We start from the raw sequence: 16633 nt of genomic DNA on the forward strand, positions 1-16633 counted from the left end.
TGAACATTAAACGTGAAAGTTCAGCCGCTGACCAGTGGATCAGGAAAGGCGGCTGCGATCAACACCCCTAAAGGGGCGTCAACACACGCGGGATCGGTAATACCGGCCTCGACCAACACCTGTTCCAGATTGGCTTTCGCCAACTCCCGCCCGCTTGGCTTCGAGCACAGATTCGCAGTCGACAGTGACTGCCAGAGCATCATCAGCTCCACCTGCTCACAGGCAAGCTCCGCTTCTCGCAACGCCCGATAGCACTGATCCAGATCGTCGCGCTGTGCCTTCTGCTCACGCACACGATAACGAACAGCGCGAAGCGGATGGGTAACCGCCTGTTGCCACTCCAGCGCATCTCCTCGCAAGAGCGAGGATTCCAGCTGCAGCCCCTGCTGCGCCAGATAACAGGCCAATAACAAACGATTGATACTGCAACCAGCCTGTTGCAGCTCCAGCGCCGCCTGCTCGACGCCCGCTGAGCCGTACAGCTTCAGTGCACTCTGCCAAGGCGGGTTGTTCAGTGACACAAGCTCTCCTTAAATTACGCGCACAGTCGTGCGGGTACTGGCGCAGATCGGGCCAAGCGCTGTACTATTCGCGGCCATGATTCAAATCCAAAATCTTAGCTTACATCGCGGCGCGCTGCCCCTACTAGAACAGGCCAACCTGACTCTGCATGCTGGCTGGAAAGTGGGGATCGTCGGAAACAACGGCGTCGGTAAATCGAGCCTGTTCAAGATGCTGCTCGATCAGTTACACCCGGATGCGGGTGAGCTGTCGATGCCGGCAGGCCTGTCCATAGCCCATATGGCGCAGGAGGTCAGCTCAACCAATCGAACCGCGCTGGAGTATATCCTCGATGGCGATCTGCGCCTGCGTCAGGTACAGGCTGAACTGGCACACGCCGAAGATCAGCACCTGGCTGGCAAGATCGGCGAACTGCACGCCGAACTGGAAGCGATAGATGGCTACCGTGCCGAGTCCCGTGCGCATCAGTTACTTGATGGCCTTGGCTTTATGCCCGGCGATGCCGAGCGCCCTGTCAGCAGCTTCTCCGGTGGTTGGCGTATACGCCTCAATCTTGCACAGGCGTTGATGTGTCGCTCTGACCTGCTGTTGCTTGACGAGCCGACCAACCACCTGGACCTGGATGCCACCATCTGGCTTGAACAGTGGCTGCGTGTCTATCCCGGCACCCTACTGCTGATCTCTCACGACCGTGACTTCATCGATTCAGTGGTCAGCCATGTCGTGCACATGCATAACCGTGCGCTGGATCTGTACAAGGGCAACTACAGTGCATTCGAGCGTATGCGTGCCGAAAAGCTGTCACAACAGCAGGCTGCCTTCGAGAAACAGCAAGCACGTATCGAGCAGATAGAAAGCTTCGTTCGCCGCTTCAAGGCCAAGGCCTCCAAAGCCAAACAGGCCCAGAGCCGCATCAAAGAGCTCGAGCGCATGGAGCAACTCTCTCCTGCGCACGTGGACAGCCCATTCAGCTTCAGCTTCGATTGTTCAGACAAGATATCCTCCCCCCTTCTGACCCTGTATGACGCCGACCTCGGCTATCCCGAGCGCACAATTCTGCGGGATATTGCACTGACGCTGACACCAGGCGAGCGCATCGGGCTGCTTGGACACAACGGTGCCGGTAAATCCACGCTGATCAAGAGCCTGGTGGGGGATCTGGCGCTGCTTCAAGGCGAGCGTCACGAGAGCGAACATCTGGCGATCGGCTACTTTGCCCAGCATCAACTCGAAGCACTGGACCTGGACGCCTCTCCTCTATTGCACCTGCAACGTATATCGCCCAAGAGCACCGATCAGGAGTTGCGCAACTTCCTCGGGAGCTTCGGTTTTATCGGCGATCAGGCACTGGACCCAGTGCGCAGCTTCTCGGGCGGTGAAAAAGCACGCGTCGCGCTGGCCCTTATCGCCTGGCGCAAACCTAACCTGCTGTTGCTGGACGAGCCGACCAACCATCTTGATCTCGAGGTTCGTCACGCACTTACATTGGCCCTGCAATCTTTTGATGGCGCGCTGATTCTGGTCTCCCATGACCGCCACCTGATCCGCAACACCGTCGATCAGTTTCTGCTGGTCGCCGATGGCAAGGTCGAGGAGTTCAAGGGCGATCTGGACGACTATCACCAGTGGCTTGCGCAACAGCGCAAGGGGCAGGAGCCCGCCGCCGTCGAATCCCGTGACAACCGCTCACTCAGCGCGGCCGAGCGTAAGGAGCTCAAGCGCAAGGAGGCCGACAACCGTGCGCGCCTGCGCCCGTTACGCAAGGCGGTGGAAAAGCTGGAGAAGGATCTGGAAGCGGTTAATGCGTCGCTGGCTGCGGTCGAGAGCCAGCTGGCCGATCCGGCAATCTACGACGATAGCCAGAAAGCGCAACTCAAGCAGCTATTGGCCGATCAGTCACAACTGGTTCAGCGGCAGCAAACAATTGAGGAGAGCTGGATGGAACAGCAGGAAGCCCTCGAAGCACTGGAAAGTGAACTGAACGAGACCGAATAACAGCACCCGGCCTTTTCAGAACAACCAGAACGCTATCAGGCCCGCGCGCGGCTGAGCGTGCGGGTCAACTCGTTCAACTCCTCCTGCGAGCTGACGAGTTCAGCGACCGCCCCGTCCACCTGCTCTACCTGCAGCCCCAAACGCTCATAAAGCGCCGGATCGAGTTCATAGATCGGCCCATCGGCCAGCCCTTCACGGCGTAGAAGCTGCTTGCTCAGATGCAGCAGGCGCGCATAGTGTTCGCTGTCACCCTCAGGCTCGTCAACCTGTTGCTGACGTATGGCCGCGTACACCTCTTCCGGCAGATTCCAGCTCTCCAGCAGCCAGCCGCCGATCTGATCCCTCGTCACATTGATCACCTGCTGCTCGATCAGAACCGGCTCCAGGTGGGGATTGGCCTCGACGTACCGGGACAGCACCGCCAGCTGTGGCTGGAACAGGTGGCCCAACACCAGATAACCAAAGTTATGCAATAGCCCCGTCAGGTATGACAACCCCACCTTGGGGCGTTTATCGAGCGGAATTCTGCGGGCCAGCAGTTCGCAGAGTGTGGCGGTATAAACTGACTGCTGCCAGTAAGGTGTAGATCCGCGCGGCATCTCTTCGGGTACTTTCAGCACCTGGCCCATGGCGATTCCCAGGGCCAGATTAACCACAAGATCGAAGCCCAGTACCCGAATGACCGCCTCGTCGATCGAGTGCACCTTGCCAGGCGCGGCATAGTAGGGGGATACCGCCCAGCTCATCACCTGGGCCGACAGACTCGGATCCAGACGCACCACCGGCACGAGATCATCGACACCGGAATCCGGGTCGGAGCGCATCATGATGATCTTCTGCGTGGTGGGCGCCAACGCGGGCAACCCGAGCGTATCCTCGAGCCGCTGCTGAATACGCAACGCCGTGAAGCGCTCAACCGCCCGGGTGATCGCGACCTCGTCCTCGCCACCTTTCGGCTGTCGGCGCATGTGTTCATATTCGGGTTTAACGGAGATCGCACCGAACTGCACATCTTGTTCGGCGGCCAGCAGGTACTGCCAGTCGAAGCACAGACCGCTGGTCAATTCACACAGACTGAACTCAATCCGCCCCTGCAGGCTGCTGTCGATCAACAGCGGAAATGACTGCATCAGACGCTGCTGCCCCTGCTCGGACTGCAATCCCTGCTGACTGAAAAAGCGCTGGGCATCATCGGCGCGTACGGCGTGAAGCTTACGACCGGTCAGCGTCCAGAGTGACGCCAGATTGAGCATCGCCGAGACTGGCAGCAACACCAGCAACTTTCCCTGCGCGTCATGCAACAGTACCAATCTGACAGAGGGGTTATGGCTTGAATCCGAATCGGGAAACTGTACGCCAACAGACACTGGTGCTCTCCATGTTATCCGGTGTATCGCCCAGCCCACGCGGGCTGCTTAGTTCTAATGATAAAACTAGATTATAGGAAAGCGATATGAATGACAGCAAAAAACCTAAGGATTCAGGGAGGTTAGATCCATCAGAGTGGTGACGGCAGTATCGGGCGGGTACAGCCTACTGGCGTGTGATCCTGTTCACCGCCACCTGGCGGCGCAGCTCCTTGATCACCTGAGCCAGATGCACACGATTGTAGACGGTCAGTTCCATCTGCACGCTGCTGATCTGTCCATCACGCTCGCCGGAGTCGATCTTCAGCAGGTTCGCACCGGCCGAGGCCACTGCCATCGCCAGCTGCGCGATCATGCCACGCTTGGATTCAAGCTCCAGCGACAACGCCACCGAATACTCCTCATCCCCGCTGTCAGACCACTCAAGGAATATGCATTTCTGCGTGTCCTGACGGATGTCACCGATATTGCGGCATTCGGTACGGTGTACTACCAAACCCCGCCCGGTGCTGATGTGACCGACGATGCTGTCGCCGGGAATTGGATGGCAGCACCTGGCATAGTGCAGAACCGTTCCCTCCGCGCCCTGAATCGCCATCGGTTTGCGGGAGTTTGCTGTAGCGCCTGTGTCGCTGTCGGCCTCCGATTGAAAATCCGGGCGCAGGCGCCGGGCGACCACATAGGCCATGCGGTTACCCATGCCGATATCTTCAAGCAGCGCATCCATGTCGGCCAGATCGGCCTCCTTGAGCAACTCCTCGAGCTTTCCGGCATCAACATCGTCGACGCTGGCACCGTAGTTGGACATGAACTGATTGAGCAGACGACGTCCCAGTTCGACCGATTCGTGACGCTGCTGGTTTTTCAGGAAGTGACGAATGCTCGCCCGCGCTTTGCCGGTCACGACGAAGTTGAGCCAGGCCATGTTCGGTTGCGCACGCGGCGTGGTAATCACTTCCACGGTCTGGCCGCTAACCAGCGGCTCGGACAACGGCGCCAGGCGCCGATTGATTCGGCAGGAGACACAGGAGTTACCGATATCGGTATGCACCGCGTAGGCGAAATCCACTGGAGTGGCGCCGCGCGGTAATTCCAGAATCCGCCCTTTGGGGGTAAAGACGTAGACCTCGTCAGGGAACAGGTCTTTTTTCACATGCTCGATGAACTCCATGGAGTCGCCGGCACGGCGCTGCATCTCAAGCAGCCCCTGCACCCATTTCCGGGCGCGATTGTATGAGCCGACGGCACTGTCGGAATCGCCATACACCTTGTAATGGCTGTGCTCGGCAATACCCTGGCTGGCCACGGCATCCATCTCACGCGTGCGGATCTGCACTTCGATGGTCACGCGGGAACCGAACAACGCGGTATGCAGCGACTGGTAGCCGTTGGCCTTGGGAATCGCGATGTAATCTTTGAAGCGCCCCGGCAGCGGCTTGTACAGATTGTGTACTGCGCCGAGGATACGGTAGCAGTCATCTACTGTTTCGGTGACGATGCGAAAGCCAAACACGTCCATGATCTCGTTGAAGGACTTGTTCTGGCTCTTCATCTTGCGATAGATGCTGTACAGATGCTTTTCGCGACCGGTCACGATACCCGGCAGATGCTCCTGATCGAGTCGCCCCTGAATCGCCTGCTCGATCTGCGTTATCACGTCACGACGCTGGCCGCGCGCCTTGACCACGGCCCGGCGGATATAACGGGCCCGCATCGGGTAAAACGCCTGAAACGCCAGATCCTCAAGTTCAACCTGAAGATCGCGCATACCCAGTCGGGCGGCGATAGGTGCATAGATATCGAGGGTTTCACGGGCAATGCGGCGCTGTTTGACCGGCGGCATGGCACCAAGGGTGCGCATGTTATGCAAGCGGTCGGCAAGCTTGACGAGGATAACGCGGATATCCTCCGCCATCGCCAGCACCATCTTCTGGAAGTTCTCGGCCTGTGCTTCGGCCTTGGTTTCAAACTCCAGATGGGTCAGCTTGGAGACACCATCGACAATGTCCGCCACCGGCTTGCCGAACTGTGACTCTATACCCTCATAGTTGATCTCGGTGTCTTCGATAACATCATGCAGCATCGCCGCCATCAGGCTTTGATGATCCATATGCATTTCGGAGAGCACAGCCGCAACCGCAAGGGGGTGAGTGACATAGGGCTCGCCACTTTTACGCCGCTGGCCATCATGGGCCTGCTCGGCATAAAAATAGGCACGACGCACCTGCCGGATCTGTTTCAGATCCAGGTATTCGGTCAGGTTTTCGGAAAGGGCGTCGATTGTCGGCATCATTCCTCCGGGCACACGTAATACGCCAGCGCCAGACTGAACGGGCGTTGGCGATAACCCCTAACTGAAGATGATGCCGTATCCGGACACGGAGGGAAAGATTAGGCTTCTTCGCGCTCGTCGAGCACGGTGCGATCGACCAGACCTTCGGCGATTTCACGCAGCGCTACTACGGTGGGTTTGTCGTTTTCCCACTCGACTTTCGCATCCTTGCCACCGGTGGCCAGCTGACGCGCACGGCGGGATGCAACCATCACCAGCTCAAAGCGGTTATCAAGGTTATCCAGGCAATCTTCAACTGTTACACGTGCCATTGCAGTCCTCGGCGGGATAGTTTGGGTGGAAATGAAAAGACTGGGTAGTTTACGGCCCGATCAAAGCTTAGACAAGAGGGCAGCCAGTAACGCCTCGTGACGCTGCTGTTGCATCTTCTGGGTCAGTCGTGCGCTGCGGAACAGCGAAGCGAGATCCGCCAATGCCGTTGCGAAGTCGTCATTGATGATCAGGTAATCGAATTCACCATAGTGACTGATCTCAGAAACTGTTTTCGACAGCCGACGCTGGATCACCTCTTCAGTATCGGTGCCGCGCCCGCGCAGCCTGCGCTCCAGCACTTCGCGACTGGGTGGCAGGATAAAGATGGAGCGCGCTTCTGGCATCAACCGGCGTACCTGTTCGGCGCCCTGCCAATCGATCTCCAGAATGACGTCCAACCCCTTTTCCAGCTGCTCCTGGACCCAGACCTGAGAGGTGCCGTACTTGTTGCCGAACACCTCGGCATACTCCAGAAACTGACCATTTTCGATCTTGGTCTCGAACTGCTCCGGGGTCACGAAGTTGTAATCCACACCGTCAATCTCCCCTTCACGGCGCGGGCGCGTGGTGTGGGAGACCGACACAACCACCTGCGCATCACGCTCAAGCAGCGCCTTGACCAGACTGGTTTTGCCCGCTCCCGATGGAGCGGAGACGATATAGAGGTGTCCGAGCTGTTTCATAGGGTTGTGCCGAGTGTTGTTAGCAGAGGCGGCATTCTAGCAGAAAGCCCCTGGGGATGTTATGGCGCCGGAGAGCGGTATCAGCTCTTGAGTTCGGTCAGCAGGTCGTCCGGAACCGCGCTCGATTCCTTGACTCTTTTGGTGACGATATAGGTGTAGTAACGCTTGAGACCGATCTCGGCATTGAGCATACGATCCACAAAGCGTTGATAGTCATCGACCGAGGGCGCGATGATCTTCAGCAGATAGTCGATGCCACCGCCAAGCGCCCAGCACTCAAGTACCTCTGGCTGATCCTGCACCTTTTGCTCGAAACCCCGAAAATCCGCCGCCTGATGACTGGCCAGCTCCGCCTGCATGAACACCACCGTCTGATGGCTGATCATCGACCAGTCGACCCGTGCACCATAGCCCTGGATCACGCCCAGCTTTTCCAGATGTTGCAGCCTCTCCCAGCAAGGTGTGGGCGACAGGTTGACCCGCCGCGCGAGCTCGGTCTTGGTAATACGCCCTTCCCGCTGCAGAATCGACAGCATCTGTATATCGCGATCATCGAGCTTTACCCGCATGCCGGTCATGTGCCTCCTCTATCCTTGTCCTAGCTGATGATCGATGCGCCAAGCCCCTGACGCAGTGCCCGTTTCAACGCGTAATCGGCGATGGCGGTATCCTGAACGCCGGTGCCGGTAAGATCGCAGACACTGACCTGATCCTGAGAACTGCGCCCCGGATGGTGGCCTGCACAGAGTGCCGAAAGCTCGGGCAGCTCAATAGCTGCCTGCATCACACCGCACGAAACTGCTGTGCGCAGTTCACCACGCTCCAGCGATTGACTGAGACGGTCGACAATCAGCACATCCGCATCGCCCAGCACCTGAGGATCCAGTTCATTCTTGAGCGGTGAGTCCGACCCCATTGCGGTGATGTGAAGCCCCGGATGCAGCCACTGCGCGCGAATAACCGGCTCCCGCGCCGGTGTCGTGGTAATCACCACCTGAGATTCACGCACCAGCCTCTCGGCGGTCTCGGCCACCGAAACCGGTATACCCAATACCCTCGACTGCTCAGCTGCGTAGCGTTCTGCGCGTTCAGCATCGCGTCCCCAGACCAGTACGCGCTCGACCTTGCGCTCGAGCAACAGCGCCTCGATCTGCAATCGCGCCTGAAGGCCTGTGCCGATGACCCCTGCCGTATGCACCTGTTCAGGTGCCAAAAAACGTGCCGCCACAGCGCCGGCAGCAGCGGTGCGCATATCGGTCAGATAACCGTTATCAAGCATTACCGCGGCGACCTGTCCGGTTCGCGCGTCCAACAAAACCATCAAACCGTTCAGGCTTGGCAACCCCTTGGCCGGGTTGTCGAAAAAACCGGGACTAACCTTTATCGCAAAGTTATCCACACCGGGCAGCCATGCGGTCTTGATATCCACCTCGCCGTTAACCGCTGGCAGATCCATACTCAGTACCGGTGGCATCACCACATCCGGATCAGCCAGACGGGCGAAGCCTGCGGCGATCACATCATGCAGCTCCCGGCTTAAACCGACACATTGACGCAGCTCGGACTCGGTGAGGATCCTGATTTCAGCCATGGCACCTCCTATCGCATACGGTTGTTACTCAGCGTCGGATGAGCTCCAAACCGGGTGACTGCCGTCGACAACGGCCGTGAAGCTGTCCATATCCACGTTGCGGCCCGAGACGACGATGGCGATACGTCGCCCCAGTAGAGCCCCCAGCTGGCATCGGCGTTCCGGTTCCAGCAGCAGTGCAGCACCCAGCGTGCTTGCCCCTTCGGCCACCAGCTGCTCTTCGCGGTAGAGATGGCGCATGCTGCGTGCTATCTCGATCTCCTCGAGCAAAACGCAGTCATCCATCAACGCCTGCACCAGTTCAAAGGTATAGCGGTTCTTAAGGCCTATCCCGCCACCGAGAGAATCGGCAAGGGTTGGCAACTCTTCGACCTCCACTGGTACTCCGGCGCTCAGGCTTGCCGCCATGGCCGCACCGCGCGAGGGGCTGACACCAATCACCCGGATATCGGGTTTGATCGCCTTGGCCGCCAAGGCGATTCCACCGAGCAGCCCACCACCGGAGAGCCCGACGATCAGCGTATCCACCTCGGGCCACTCTTCTAGAATCTCCAGTCCGATAGTGCCTTGACCGGCGACGACATCGCGATGGTCGAACGGCGGAATCTCGACCATCCCCTCTTCAGCGACCAACCGCTCGACCAGCGCCTGAGCTTCATCCTGGCTGCGGCCATGAATACGTACATCGGCGTTCAGAGCACGTATCGCTTCAACCTTGTTTTCGGGCACCAGCGAAGACATACAGATGGTGGCACGCGCCCCCATCTGGGCAGCCGCCCATGCCAGCGCACGGCCATGATTTCCGGTCGAGGCGCAGACTACCCCCCTGGCACGCTGCTCAGTCTCAAGATTGGCCAGTGCGTTGACCGCACCGCGTAACTTGAAGGCACCCGTGGGCTGTGTTGTTTCCAGTTTAAGCCTTACCTCAAGCCCTTCTCCCGATAGGCTGAACGCGGGGATCAACGGCGTACGGGTGATCCGTCCAGCCAACGCTTTACGCGCCCTGAAAACATCGGACAGATCAAGGCTTTTCATGCTACCGCCCCGCCTTGGGCCGACATCAGTTTCAGACGCTGCAAGGCCATGGCGATATGGCGCCGCCTCAAATTACCCAGCGCCACAAGCTGTCCGTTTTCAATCAACTGAAGTGTTTCGCGTATCTCGCTGCAGAACAGTTCAGCCTCCATGGCGACCATCTCTTGCGGCATCAGATAGGGCCACATGCGTGACGAGCGGTAAAACAGCAGCACCAGAACCTCCCGCAGTGCCTGATTGCCCACCACCTCCATCAAGGCTTCGAAAAACTCAATATTGACCTGTGCAAACAGTCGGCGCGGCGACTCGGCTCCGGCTACACCTGATGCACGCTCCAGCGTTTCCCTGACCTTTTGCAGCAACGGCCCGGTCGGCGTTTGGGGCGACATCAAACCAATCTGCGATACCAGCTCCATGCGCAACTCGTACACATCGCAGAGGTAGGCAAGATTGATATCGGTCACCAGCGTGCCGACGCCGTGACGGATCTCCACCAGCCCCTCAAGCTCCAGACGCCCAAGCACCCGCCGTATCGGTGTGCGACTGACACCGAATTCCCGGGCCAGCGCAACCTCCGACAAGCGAGAGCCCGGCGCATAATCGAGCAGACAGATGCGGCTGCGCAACGTGCGATACAGGCTATCGAAACGCTGTTCCGCACTGCTCGAAACATCATCAGTGTCGATTTCAGGATCTTCAGGTAAAGCGTTCATGATTGCCGTGCCAACCCCCAACAATGGTGAGTATCAAAGTCCGCGATAATGCCCCACTTGTGCATATGTCGCCATTACCCGGGCAACCTGAGACAACAACGACTACACCACTAACACCGGACACTTGGCCATGCCGACCACCTTTTGCGACACACTGCCCACCAGCAGTTGTTCCGCCTCGCCCAACCCGTGGCTGCCGACAATGATCAGATCAACATCGTTTTTCTCGGCAAACTCGACAATGGTCTTGGCGGTATGGCCACTTTTTACAAATGCCCGCACGCCGGGGCACTCCTGTTCCAGTGCATAACGCTTGAAACTCTCGGCGACCTCACGGGCATAACTCTTCATCAGATCATCCATATGCTCAGGATCGCGCGGCCTCACCATCGACATGGACGCCTCGCGCAGGCTGTGGTGGCGAAAAACCGACAGTATCATCAGTTCCGCGTCGTGCACCTTCCGCAGCTCGACCGCCAGCTTCAGGGCCTTGAACGCCCCTTCCGAGCCGTCGGCCGGCAACAGTATGCGTTTAAACACTCAAGCCTCCTCACGCTTTCTCAAATGCGAGATCCCTCAGGAACAGCGCGATATCGGGGAAGAAGATCAGCGCCACAGCGACCAGTAACAGAATCACTACAAACGGCGGCGTCCCTCTGATCACTTCGATATAAGGGCGTTTGAACACCGCCATGGCGGTAAAAATATCGCAGCCAAAGGGTGGCGTTGCGGACCCTATGGCAACCTGCAGTGTGATGATGGTGCCCACCAGTACCGGATCCAGCCCCACCGCCTCTACCACCGGTGCAAAGATCGGCACCAGAATCAGAATGACCACGATCGGGTCCACAAACATACAGCCGACAAAGAAGGAGATGGAGATAACGAACAGCACCCCTATTGGCCCCATATCGGCGACGCCGACCGCACCCAGCAGCTCCTGGGGAATACGGGCAAATGAGATCACCCAGGAAAACGCCGCACCGGCACCGACCAGAATGAACACCACACCGGTAATCAGGCCGGTGGATTTGGCGGTTTCATATATGTCCCGAGCGCTGATCGCACGAAACACCACGTACTCAAGCAGCAGGGCGTAGAGTACACAGACGGCGGCCGCTTCAGTGGGACTGAAAACCCCGCCATAGATACCGCCCACGATGATGACGGGAAAACCCAGCGGCCAGATCGCCTGCTGCACTGCGCGCAGCCGCTCTTTCACGCTCGCCTTCGGTTCAGTCGGCACATCATGGATTCTGGCGTAGACCATGCTGTAGATGGAAAACAGCACAAGTATCAGCAAGCCCGGTCCTATGCCAGCGATGAACAGTTCCGATATGGAGGTGTTCGATACCACGCCGTAGATGATCATGCCGATACTGGGCGGGATCAGAAATGCGATGTCACTGGCATTGATGATCAGTGCCAGCACAAAATTGTCCTTGTAGCCGGCCTTCAGCATGCGCGGGCGCAGCGGGGAGCCCACGGCCACAACCGTTGCCTGGGTCGAGCCCGAGACTGCACCGAACAGGGTACAGGCGGTTGCGGTACTCACCGCCAGTCCGCCTTTGATATGGCCAACGAAACTCATCACCATATCGATCAGCCGGTTGGCCGAGTGGCCACGGGTCATGATGTCGGCGGCGAATATAAACATCGGCACTGCGATCAGTGACGCCGGGCGGATACCGGCCATGAACTGCTGCACCATGAAATCCATCTTGCCGATGCCGTTGAACAGTTCGTAGAACCCGATAAACGCCCCGACAATCAGTGGAATCATCATCGGGAAGCCCAGCAGCAGCAGGACGATCATTGTCAGAAAAATAGTGGCGGCCATGATCGTATCTCCTACAACTCGACCTCAGTGTCGTCATACCCTTCGAGCACCTTGGTCGAGAGATAGATATCTTTCTCGACCAGGTTCTTGATTGCCGTCAGCGCGTACTGCACACCGGTCACGAGAAACCCGACCGGTACCCAGAGGTAGATCCAGTACACCGGAATTTGCAATGCGGGCAGCACGCGGCCAGAAGTGGCCACCTTTTCGATATAGCCCACGGAGAAGTAACACAGCGCGAGCATGCACAGAGAGGAGATCACGGCGATTGCGACCATGAAGACCTTGCGCAGTTTAGGCGGCAGGGCGTCATAGATGGCAGACATACGGATGTGGCGGCCATGTCGAGCTGCGTATCCGATACCGGCAAAGGTTATCAAGACAATCAGAATGCGGTTGACCTCTTCGCTGAAGAAGAGGCTTTCCTGGAATACGAAACGGCCAATCACGTTGGCAATGGTGTTAAGCGCCATCAGCAATACACTTAGCGCCAGACCCAGAGACTCCATACGGCTGATGATGGAGTCGATAGTGCCAAGAAAGCCGGGAAGGTCCGAGTCGTGTTCGCCTGGTGGTGTTTTGTCAGTCATGACACTGCTCCCAGGTCAGTCAAGCAGGGGTTGCCCGCACCATGAAAGATACGGGCAAAGCCCCCCTTTCACCGCTTCACAACGGTGATCTTATTTATCGGTAACAGCCTTGAGGTCAGCCTTGAGCTGATCGAGGATCGCCTTGCCGCTGTCCCCGGTCATCTCGATGAACTTCTTCTCAACTTCGGCAGCAGCGGCCTTGAACGGTGCACGCTCCTCCTCGGTCAGGACATTGACGGTCATCTCGGGCTTGGCCTTCTCGATCTTGGCCATCGACTCCTCGGTCAGGCCTTTCTGGTAATCCACGATGTACTCGAATGCCGCCGCGCTCGCATCCTGCACCACTTTTTTGTCAGCATCGCTGAGGCCGTCATAGAACTCTTTGTTGGCCATAACCGCCGTGGTGAAGTTGCTGTGGCCAGCAAAGGTGATCACATCCGTGACTTCGTACATTTTGGTGGATTCGATCCAGAATGCCGGGTTTTCCTGACCCTGGATGATATTGGTCTGCAAGCCACCGTAGACCTCGCCCCAAGGCAGCGGAGTCGGAGTTGCCCCGAACGCCTTGTAGGTTTCAACCAGCAGCGGGTTGGTCATGACGCGGAATTTGACACCGTTCAGGTCGGCTGGCTTTTTCACCGGTTCCTGAGTGGTCATCGCGACCTCGCCTTCCGGGAACATTTTCAGCAGCTCCAGCCCCTGTTCAGCGTAGAGCCCCTTGAAGTCTTCGTTGATCGCCTTGCTGGTGCGGAAGAATTCGTTCAGCTGTTCGGGCTCGGTCGGTAACAGGTAGGGTACGAAGAATACCTGCGCTTCGGGAATCAGCGCGCCGGTAAAGCCCGGTGACTGATCGACGAACTGCAAAATGCCGGCCTGAGCCTGCTCCATGATGTCAGCGGACTCGCCCAGCGTGCCGTATGGGAACAGCTCCACTTCGTGATCAGAGTTCTTCTCGATCTCCTCCTTGAACTTGGTCGCATAGACACCCTGCACATCTGTTAGCGCCTCTTCGAATGCATAGCGCCAGGTATCGGCATGCGCCACGCCCGTGCTCAGAACCAGACCGGCCAGAGCACCGGCGATGTAGGTGGGAGTGAGTTTTTTCTTCATCTGAAATCCCTCTGCTTGAAGTTGTTTATTAATCGAGCGGAACAGCGCCATGAGCGCCATCCAACGCAGTTAAGCCTTTTTTCAACATACAACCTGAAATCAGGAATGCAAACGAGATGTATACATTTACACAATTACGTACTACACATTAGCCTTAAATACGGCATTTGTGATGCAAATAAGACCTCACATGTGTACATCTTAGTCGAATACTCGAATTAATGGGGGCTGCAGATGAAAGCGAGTCGTCTTCGATTTGAAACCGGTGAGTATCTGGCCCGGCAGGCAAAAACCCGCAAGGCGATGATCGATCAGGGCATCGACCTGCTGGTGATAGCCGATCCATCCAACATCTGCTGGCTGACCGGATATGACGCCTGGTCCTTCTATGTGTACCAATGTGTAGTGATCGGCGCCGATGCCGAACTGTTCTGGTTTGGTCGCGGCATCGACGCACCGGCAGCACACATCACCACTAATCTGCCGGACGAGGATATCGTCGCCTACCCCGATCACTACGTGCAGTCCGCCGACGTTCACCCCACCGAGTATCTGGCGCAGGTACTCAAGCAACGGCAGTTGGATCGCTGCCGGATCGGCGCCGAAATGGACAACTACTACCAGACCTACCGGGGCATGCACCTGTTGATGGAGTGCCTGCCGGAAGCAAGCTTCGTGGATTCGACAGCGCTGGTGAACTGGCAGCGTGCGGTCAAGTCACCGACCGAAATCAGCTATATGCGCCGCGCCGGTGAAGTGATCGAGAAAGTCTACGAGCGTGTCCTTGAGGTGGCCGAACCGGGAATACGGAAAAACGACCTGATCGCCGAGATTCTGCACGCAGGCACACGCGGCACGCCCGAGATTTATGGCGACTACGCCGCCATTCAACCGCTGATCTCGTCCGGCAAGGAGGCCTGCGCCTGTCATCTAACCTGGGATGACAAACCGCTACAGAATAACAGCGGCATCTGCCTTGAACTGGCCGGTGCCTACCACCGATACCATTGTCCGGTAAGCCGGACGCTGCACTTTGGCACGCCGCCGAAAAAGTATCGCGATATCGAGGCGGTCATTCTTGTGGCCATTGAGCTTGTTCTCGACATGTTCCGGCCCGGTGTGCGATGCGGCGATATCGCTGAAGCCTTCACTCAGCACATTCGCCGTCATGGCTACGAGAAGGACAACCGCTGTGGCTACTCCATTGGATTGAGCTATCCACCGGACTGGGGCGAGCGCACCATGAGCCTCAGGGATATCGATGACACCCCGCTTGAAGAGGGGATGTGTTTCCACTTCATGCCCGGGATGTGGTTCGACGACTGGGGTTTCGAGATCACCGAGAGTCTCACCGTCACCCCGAACGGCGGACAGACACTGTCTCAGATCCCCCGCCATCTTTTCGTCAAATAAACAGCGTTAAATCCGCTACGGGAGGCCGACCCATGCGACACAACCCGATCACCGCCACCATCGACTTCGACCGCGACGGCGTCCAGCACGGCTTTCTGCGCCTGCCCTACTCACGCAACGACTCTGCCTGGGGCGCGGTGATGATTCCAATCAGCCAATACAAGAACGGACAGGGGCCGACCGCCTTGCTCAGCGGCGGTAACCACGGCGACGAGTACGAAGGCCCAACGGCACTGTTCGACTTTTGCACACGCACCGATCTTGACTCCATCAACGGCCGCATCATTGTGGTTCCGGCGATGAACTACCCGGCGTTTCAGGCCGGCACCCGCGTATCGCCCATCGACAGCCTGAACCTGAACAGGATCTTTCCCGGTCGCCCCGACGGCAGCGTCACCGAAGTGATTGCCGACTATTTTTCGCGTTATCTGGTGCCCATGGCCGACTATGTGCTTGATATTCACTCCGGCGGCAAAACGCTGGACTTCGTGCCGTTTGCAGCCTCGCACATTCTCGACGACAAAGACCAGCAACAGCGCTGCGAAGCCGCGGCCAAAGCCTTTAATGCCCCCTATCGCTTGCAGATGCTGGAGATCGACGCAGCCGGTCTCTATGACACCCTGGTCGAAGCCTGCGGCAAGGTGTTTGTCACCACCGAGCTTGGCGGCGGTGGCACCAGTTCACCCGAGAGCATTCGCATCGCCAAACAAGGTGTGGATAACTTTTTGATTCATGCCGGAATCCTCGATGCCGAGCCTCACCCGAGCGAGATCGAAAGCACCTCTTTGGACATGCCCGATTTCCGCTCCTTCCTGTTTTGCGAACACGCAGGACTGGTGGAGCCCTGCGTCACGCTTGGCGATACGGTCGCCGAGGGGCAACTGATGGCCCGCATTCACAGCGTGGATCGCACCTCCATAACCCCGATCGAGTACCGCGCCCCGCGCGGCGGCATGGTCATCGCCCGTCATGTTCCGTCGCTGATACAGGTCGGTGATTGCCTGAATGTGATCGGCGAGATCGTCTGACCGCCTTAAGCAGAGGCTCTCTCTGCACAGCCGTGTGAAAAAAGAGAGTTTCTCCCCGACAGGGGGCCAGTTCAGAGAACCTCTCCCGACATTCGGGCCCACACTGACACTCAGGCAATAACCACAGGGGAGGGCCTGAAG

General features: G+C 57.9%; 16 protein-coding genes. 3 read left to right on the forward strand and 13 right to left on the reverse strand.

Features of this window, described 5'->3' with window-relative positions; genetic code table 11:
- Window positions 1–20: 20 nt before the first annotated feature.
- Window positions 21–521 carry a TIGR02444 family protein gene (locus ADIMK_RS21360; RefSeq protein WP_051692884.1) on the reverse strand — a complete coding sequence of 167 codons (501 nt, stop codon included), beginning with the start codon at window positions 519–521 and terminating at the stop codon, window positions 21–23.
- Window positions 522–597: 76 nt separating this feature from the next.
- Here ADIMK_RS21360 and ADIMK_RS11580 point away from each other — a divergent pair, with 76 nt between their 5' ends.
- Complete coding sequence (locus ADIMK_RS11580; protein WP_036188101.1) at window positions 598–2517, forward strand: ATP-binding cassette domain-containing protein; 1920 nt, start codon at window positions 598–600, stop codon at window positions 2515–2517.
- A gap of 35 nt (window positions 2518–2552) precedes the next feature.
- On the opposite strand, the gene ADIMK_RS11585 is transcribed toward ADIMK_RS11580, so the two are convergent.
- From ADIMK_RS11585 to ADIMK_RS11640, 12 genes are all read right to left on the reverse strand, one after another.
- Window positions 2553–3884 carry an HDOD domain-containing protein gene (locus tag ADIMK_RS11585; RefSeq protein WP_036188102.1) on the reverse strand — a complete coding sequence of 444 codons (1332 nt, stop codon included), beginning with the start codon at window positions 3882–3884 and terminating at the stop codon, window positions 2553–2555.
- 166 nt (window positions 3885–4050) lie between these two features.
- The gene (locus ADIMK_RS11590) at window positions 4051–6174 is read right to left on the reverse strand and encodes a RelA/SpoT family protein (protein WP_036188103.1); all 2124 of its coding nucleotides are present in this window, start codon (window positions 6172–6174) and stop codon (window positions 4051–4053) included.
- A gap of 101 nt (window positions 6175–6275) precedes the next feature.
- Window positions 6276–6488 (reverse strand): DNA-directed RNA polymerase subunit omega, encoded by a 213-nt coding sequence (gene rpoZ / locus ADIMK_RS11595; RefSeq protein WP_036188105.1) that lies wholly within the window; start codon window positions 6486–6488, stop codon window positions 6276–6278.
- A gap of 60 nt (window positions 6489–6548) precedes the next feature.
- Window positions 6549–7172: a guanylate kinase gene (gene gmk / locus ADIMK_RS11600; RefSeq protein ID WP_036188107.1), complete on the reverse strand. Its 624-nt coding sequence runs from the start codon at window positions 7170–7172 to the stop codon at window positions 6549–6551.
- Window positions 7173–7252: 80 nt separating this feature from the next.
- Complete coding sequence (locus ADIMK_RS11605; protein ID WP_036188111.1) at window positions 7253–7750, reverse strand: Lrp/AsnC family transcriptional regulator; 498 nt, start codon at window positions 7748–7750, stop codon at window positions 7253–7255.
- A 20-nt stretch (window positions 7751–7770) separates the two neighbouring features.
- A complete protein-coding gene (locus ADIMK_RS11610; protein WP_036188113.1) occupies window positions 7771–8763 on the reverse strand; it encodes a cyclodeaminase in 993 nt (330 codons plus the stop codon).
- Between the two features lie 24 nt (window positions 8764–8787).
- Window positions 8788–9798 carry a hydroxyectoine utilization dehydratase EutB gene (eutB, locus tag ADIMK_RS11615; protein ID WP_036188115.1) on the reverse strand — a complete coding sequence of 337 codons (1011 nt, stop codon included), beginning with the start codon at window positions 9796–9798 and terminating at the stop codon, window positions 8788–8790.
- A complete protein-coding gene (locus ADIMK_RS11620) occupies window positions 9795–10511 on the reverse strand; it encodes a GntR family transcriptional regulator (protein ID WP_051692885.1) in 717 nt (238 codons plus the stop codon). The genes eutB and ADIMK_RS11620 overlap by 4 nt, the downstream gene beginning before the upstream one ends.
- Before the next feature lie 102 nt (window positions 10512–10613).
- Window positions 10614–11051: a universal stress protein gene (locus ADIMK_RS11625; RefSeq protein WP_036188117.1), complete on the reverse strand. Its 438-nt coding sequence runs from the start codon at window positions 11049–11051 to the stop codon at window positions 10614–10616.
- 10 nt (window positions 11052–11061) lie between these two features.
- Complete coding sequence (locus ADIMK_RS11630; protein WP_036188120.1) at window positions 11062–12351, reverse strand: TRAP transporter large permease; 1290 nt, start codon at window positions 12349–12351, stop codon at window positions 11062–11064.
- An 11-nt stretch (window positions 12352–12362) separates the two neighbouring features.
- Window positions 12363–12941 (reverse strand): TRAP transporter small permease, encoded by a 579-nt coding sequence (locus ADIMK_RS11635; protein ID WP_036188123.1) that lies wholly within the window; start codon window positions 12939–12941, stop codon window positions 12363–12365.
- 90 nt (window positions 12942–13031) lie between these two features.
- Window positions 13032–14051, reverse strand: a complete 1020-nt coding sequence (locus ADIMK_RS11640) for a TRAP transporter substrate-binding protein (protein ID WP_036188348.1) — start codon at window positions 14049–14051, stop codon at window positions 13032–13034.
- Between the two features lie 234 nt (window positions 14052–14285).
- On the opposite strand from ADIMK_RS11640, the gene ADIMK_RS11645 reads away from it, so the two are divergent.
- Both ADIMK_RS11645 and doeB read left to right on the forward strand, forming a co-directional pair.
- Window positions 14286–15464, forward strand: a complete 1179-nt coding sequence (locus tag ADIMK_RS11645) for a M24 family metallopeptidase (RefSeq protein ID WP_036188126.1) — start codon at window positions 14286–14288, stop codon at window positions 15462–15464.
- Between the two features lie 32 nt (window positions 15465–15496).
- A complete protein-coding gene (gene doeB / locus ADIMK_RS11650; protein WP_036188129.1) occupies window positions 15497–16492 on the forward strand; it encodes a N(2)-acetyl-L-2,4-diaminobutanoate deacetylase DoeB in 996 nt (331 codons plus the stop codon).
- Window positions 16493–16633 lie beyond the last annotated feature (141 nt).

It is taken from the genome of Marinobacterium lacunae (assembly GCF_000705555.1).
In the GTDB taxonomy this organism is placed as follows: domain Bacteria; phylum Pseudomonadota; class Gammaproteobacteria; order Pseudomonadales; family Balneatricaceae; genus Marinobacterium_D; species Marinobacterium_D lacunae.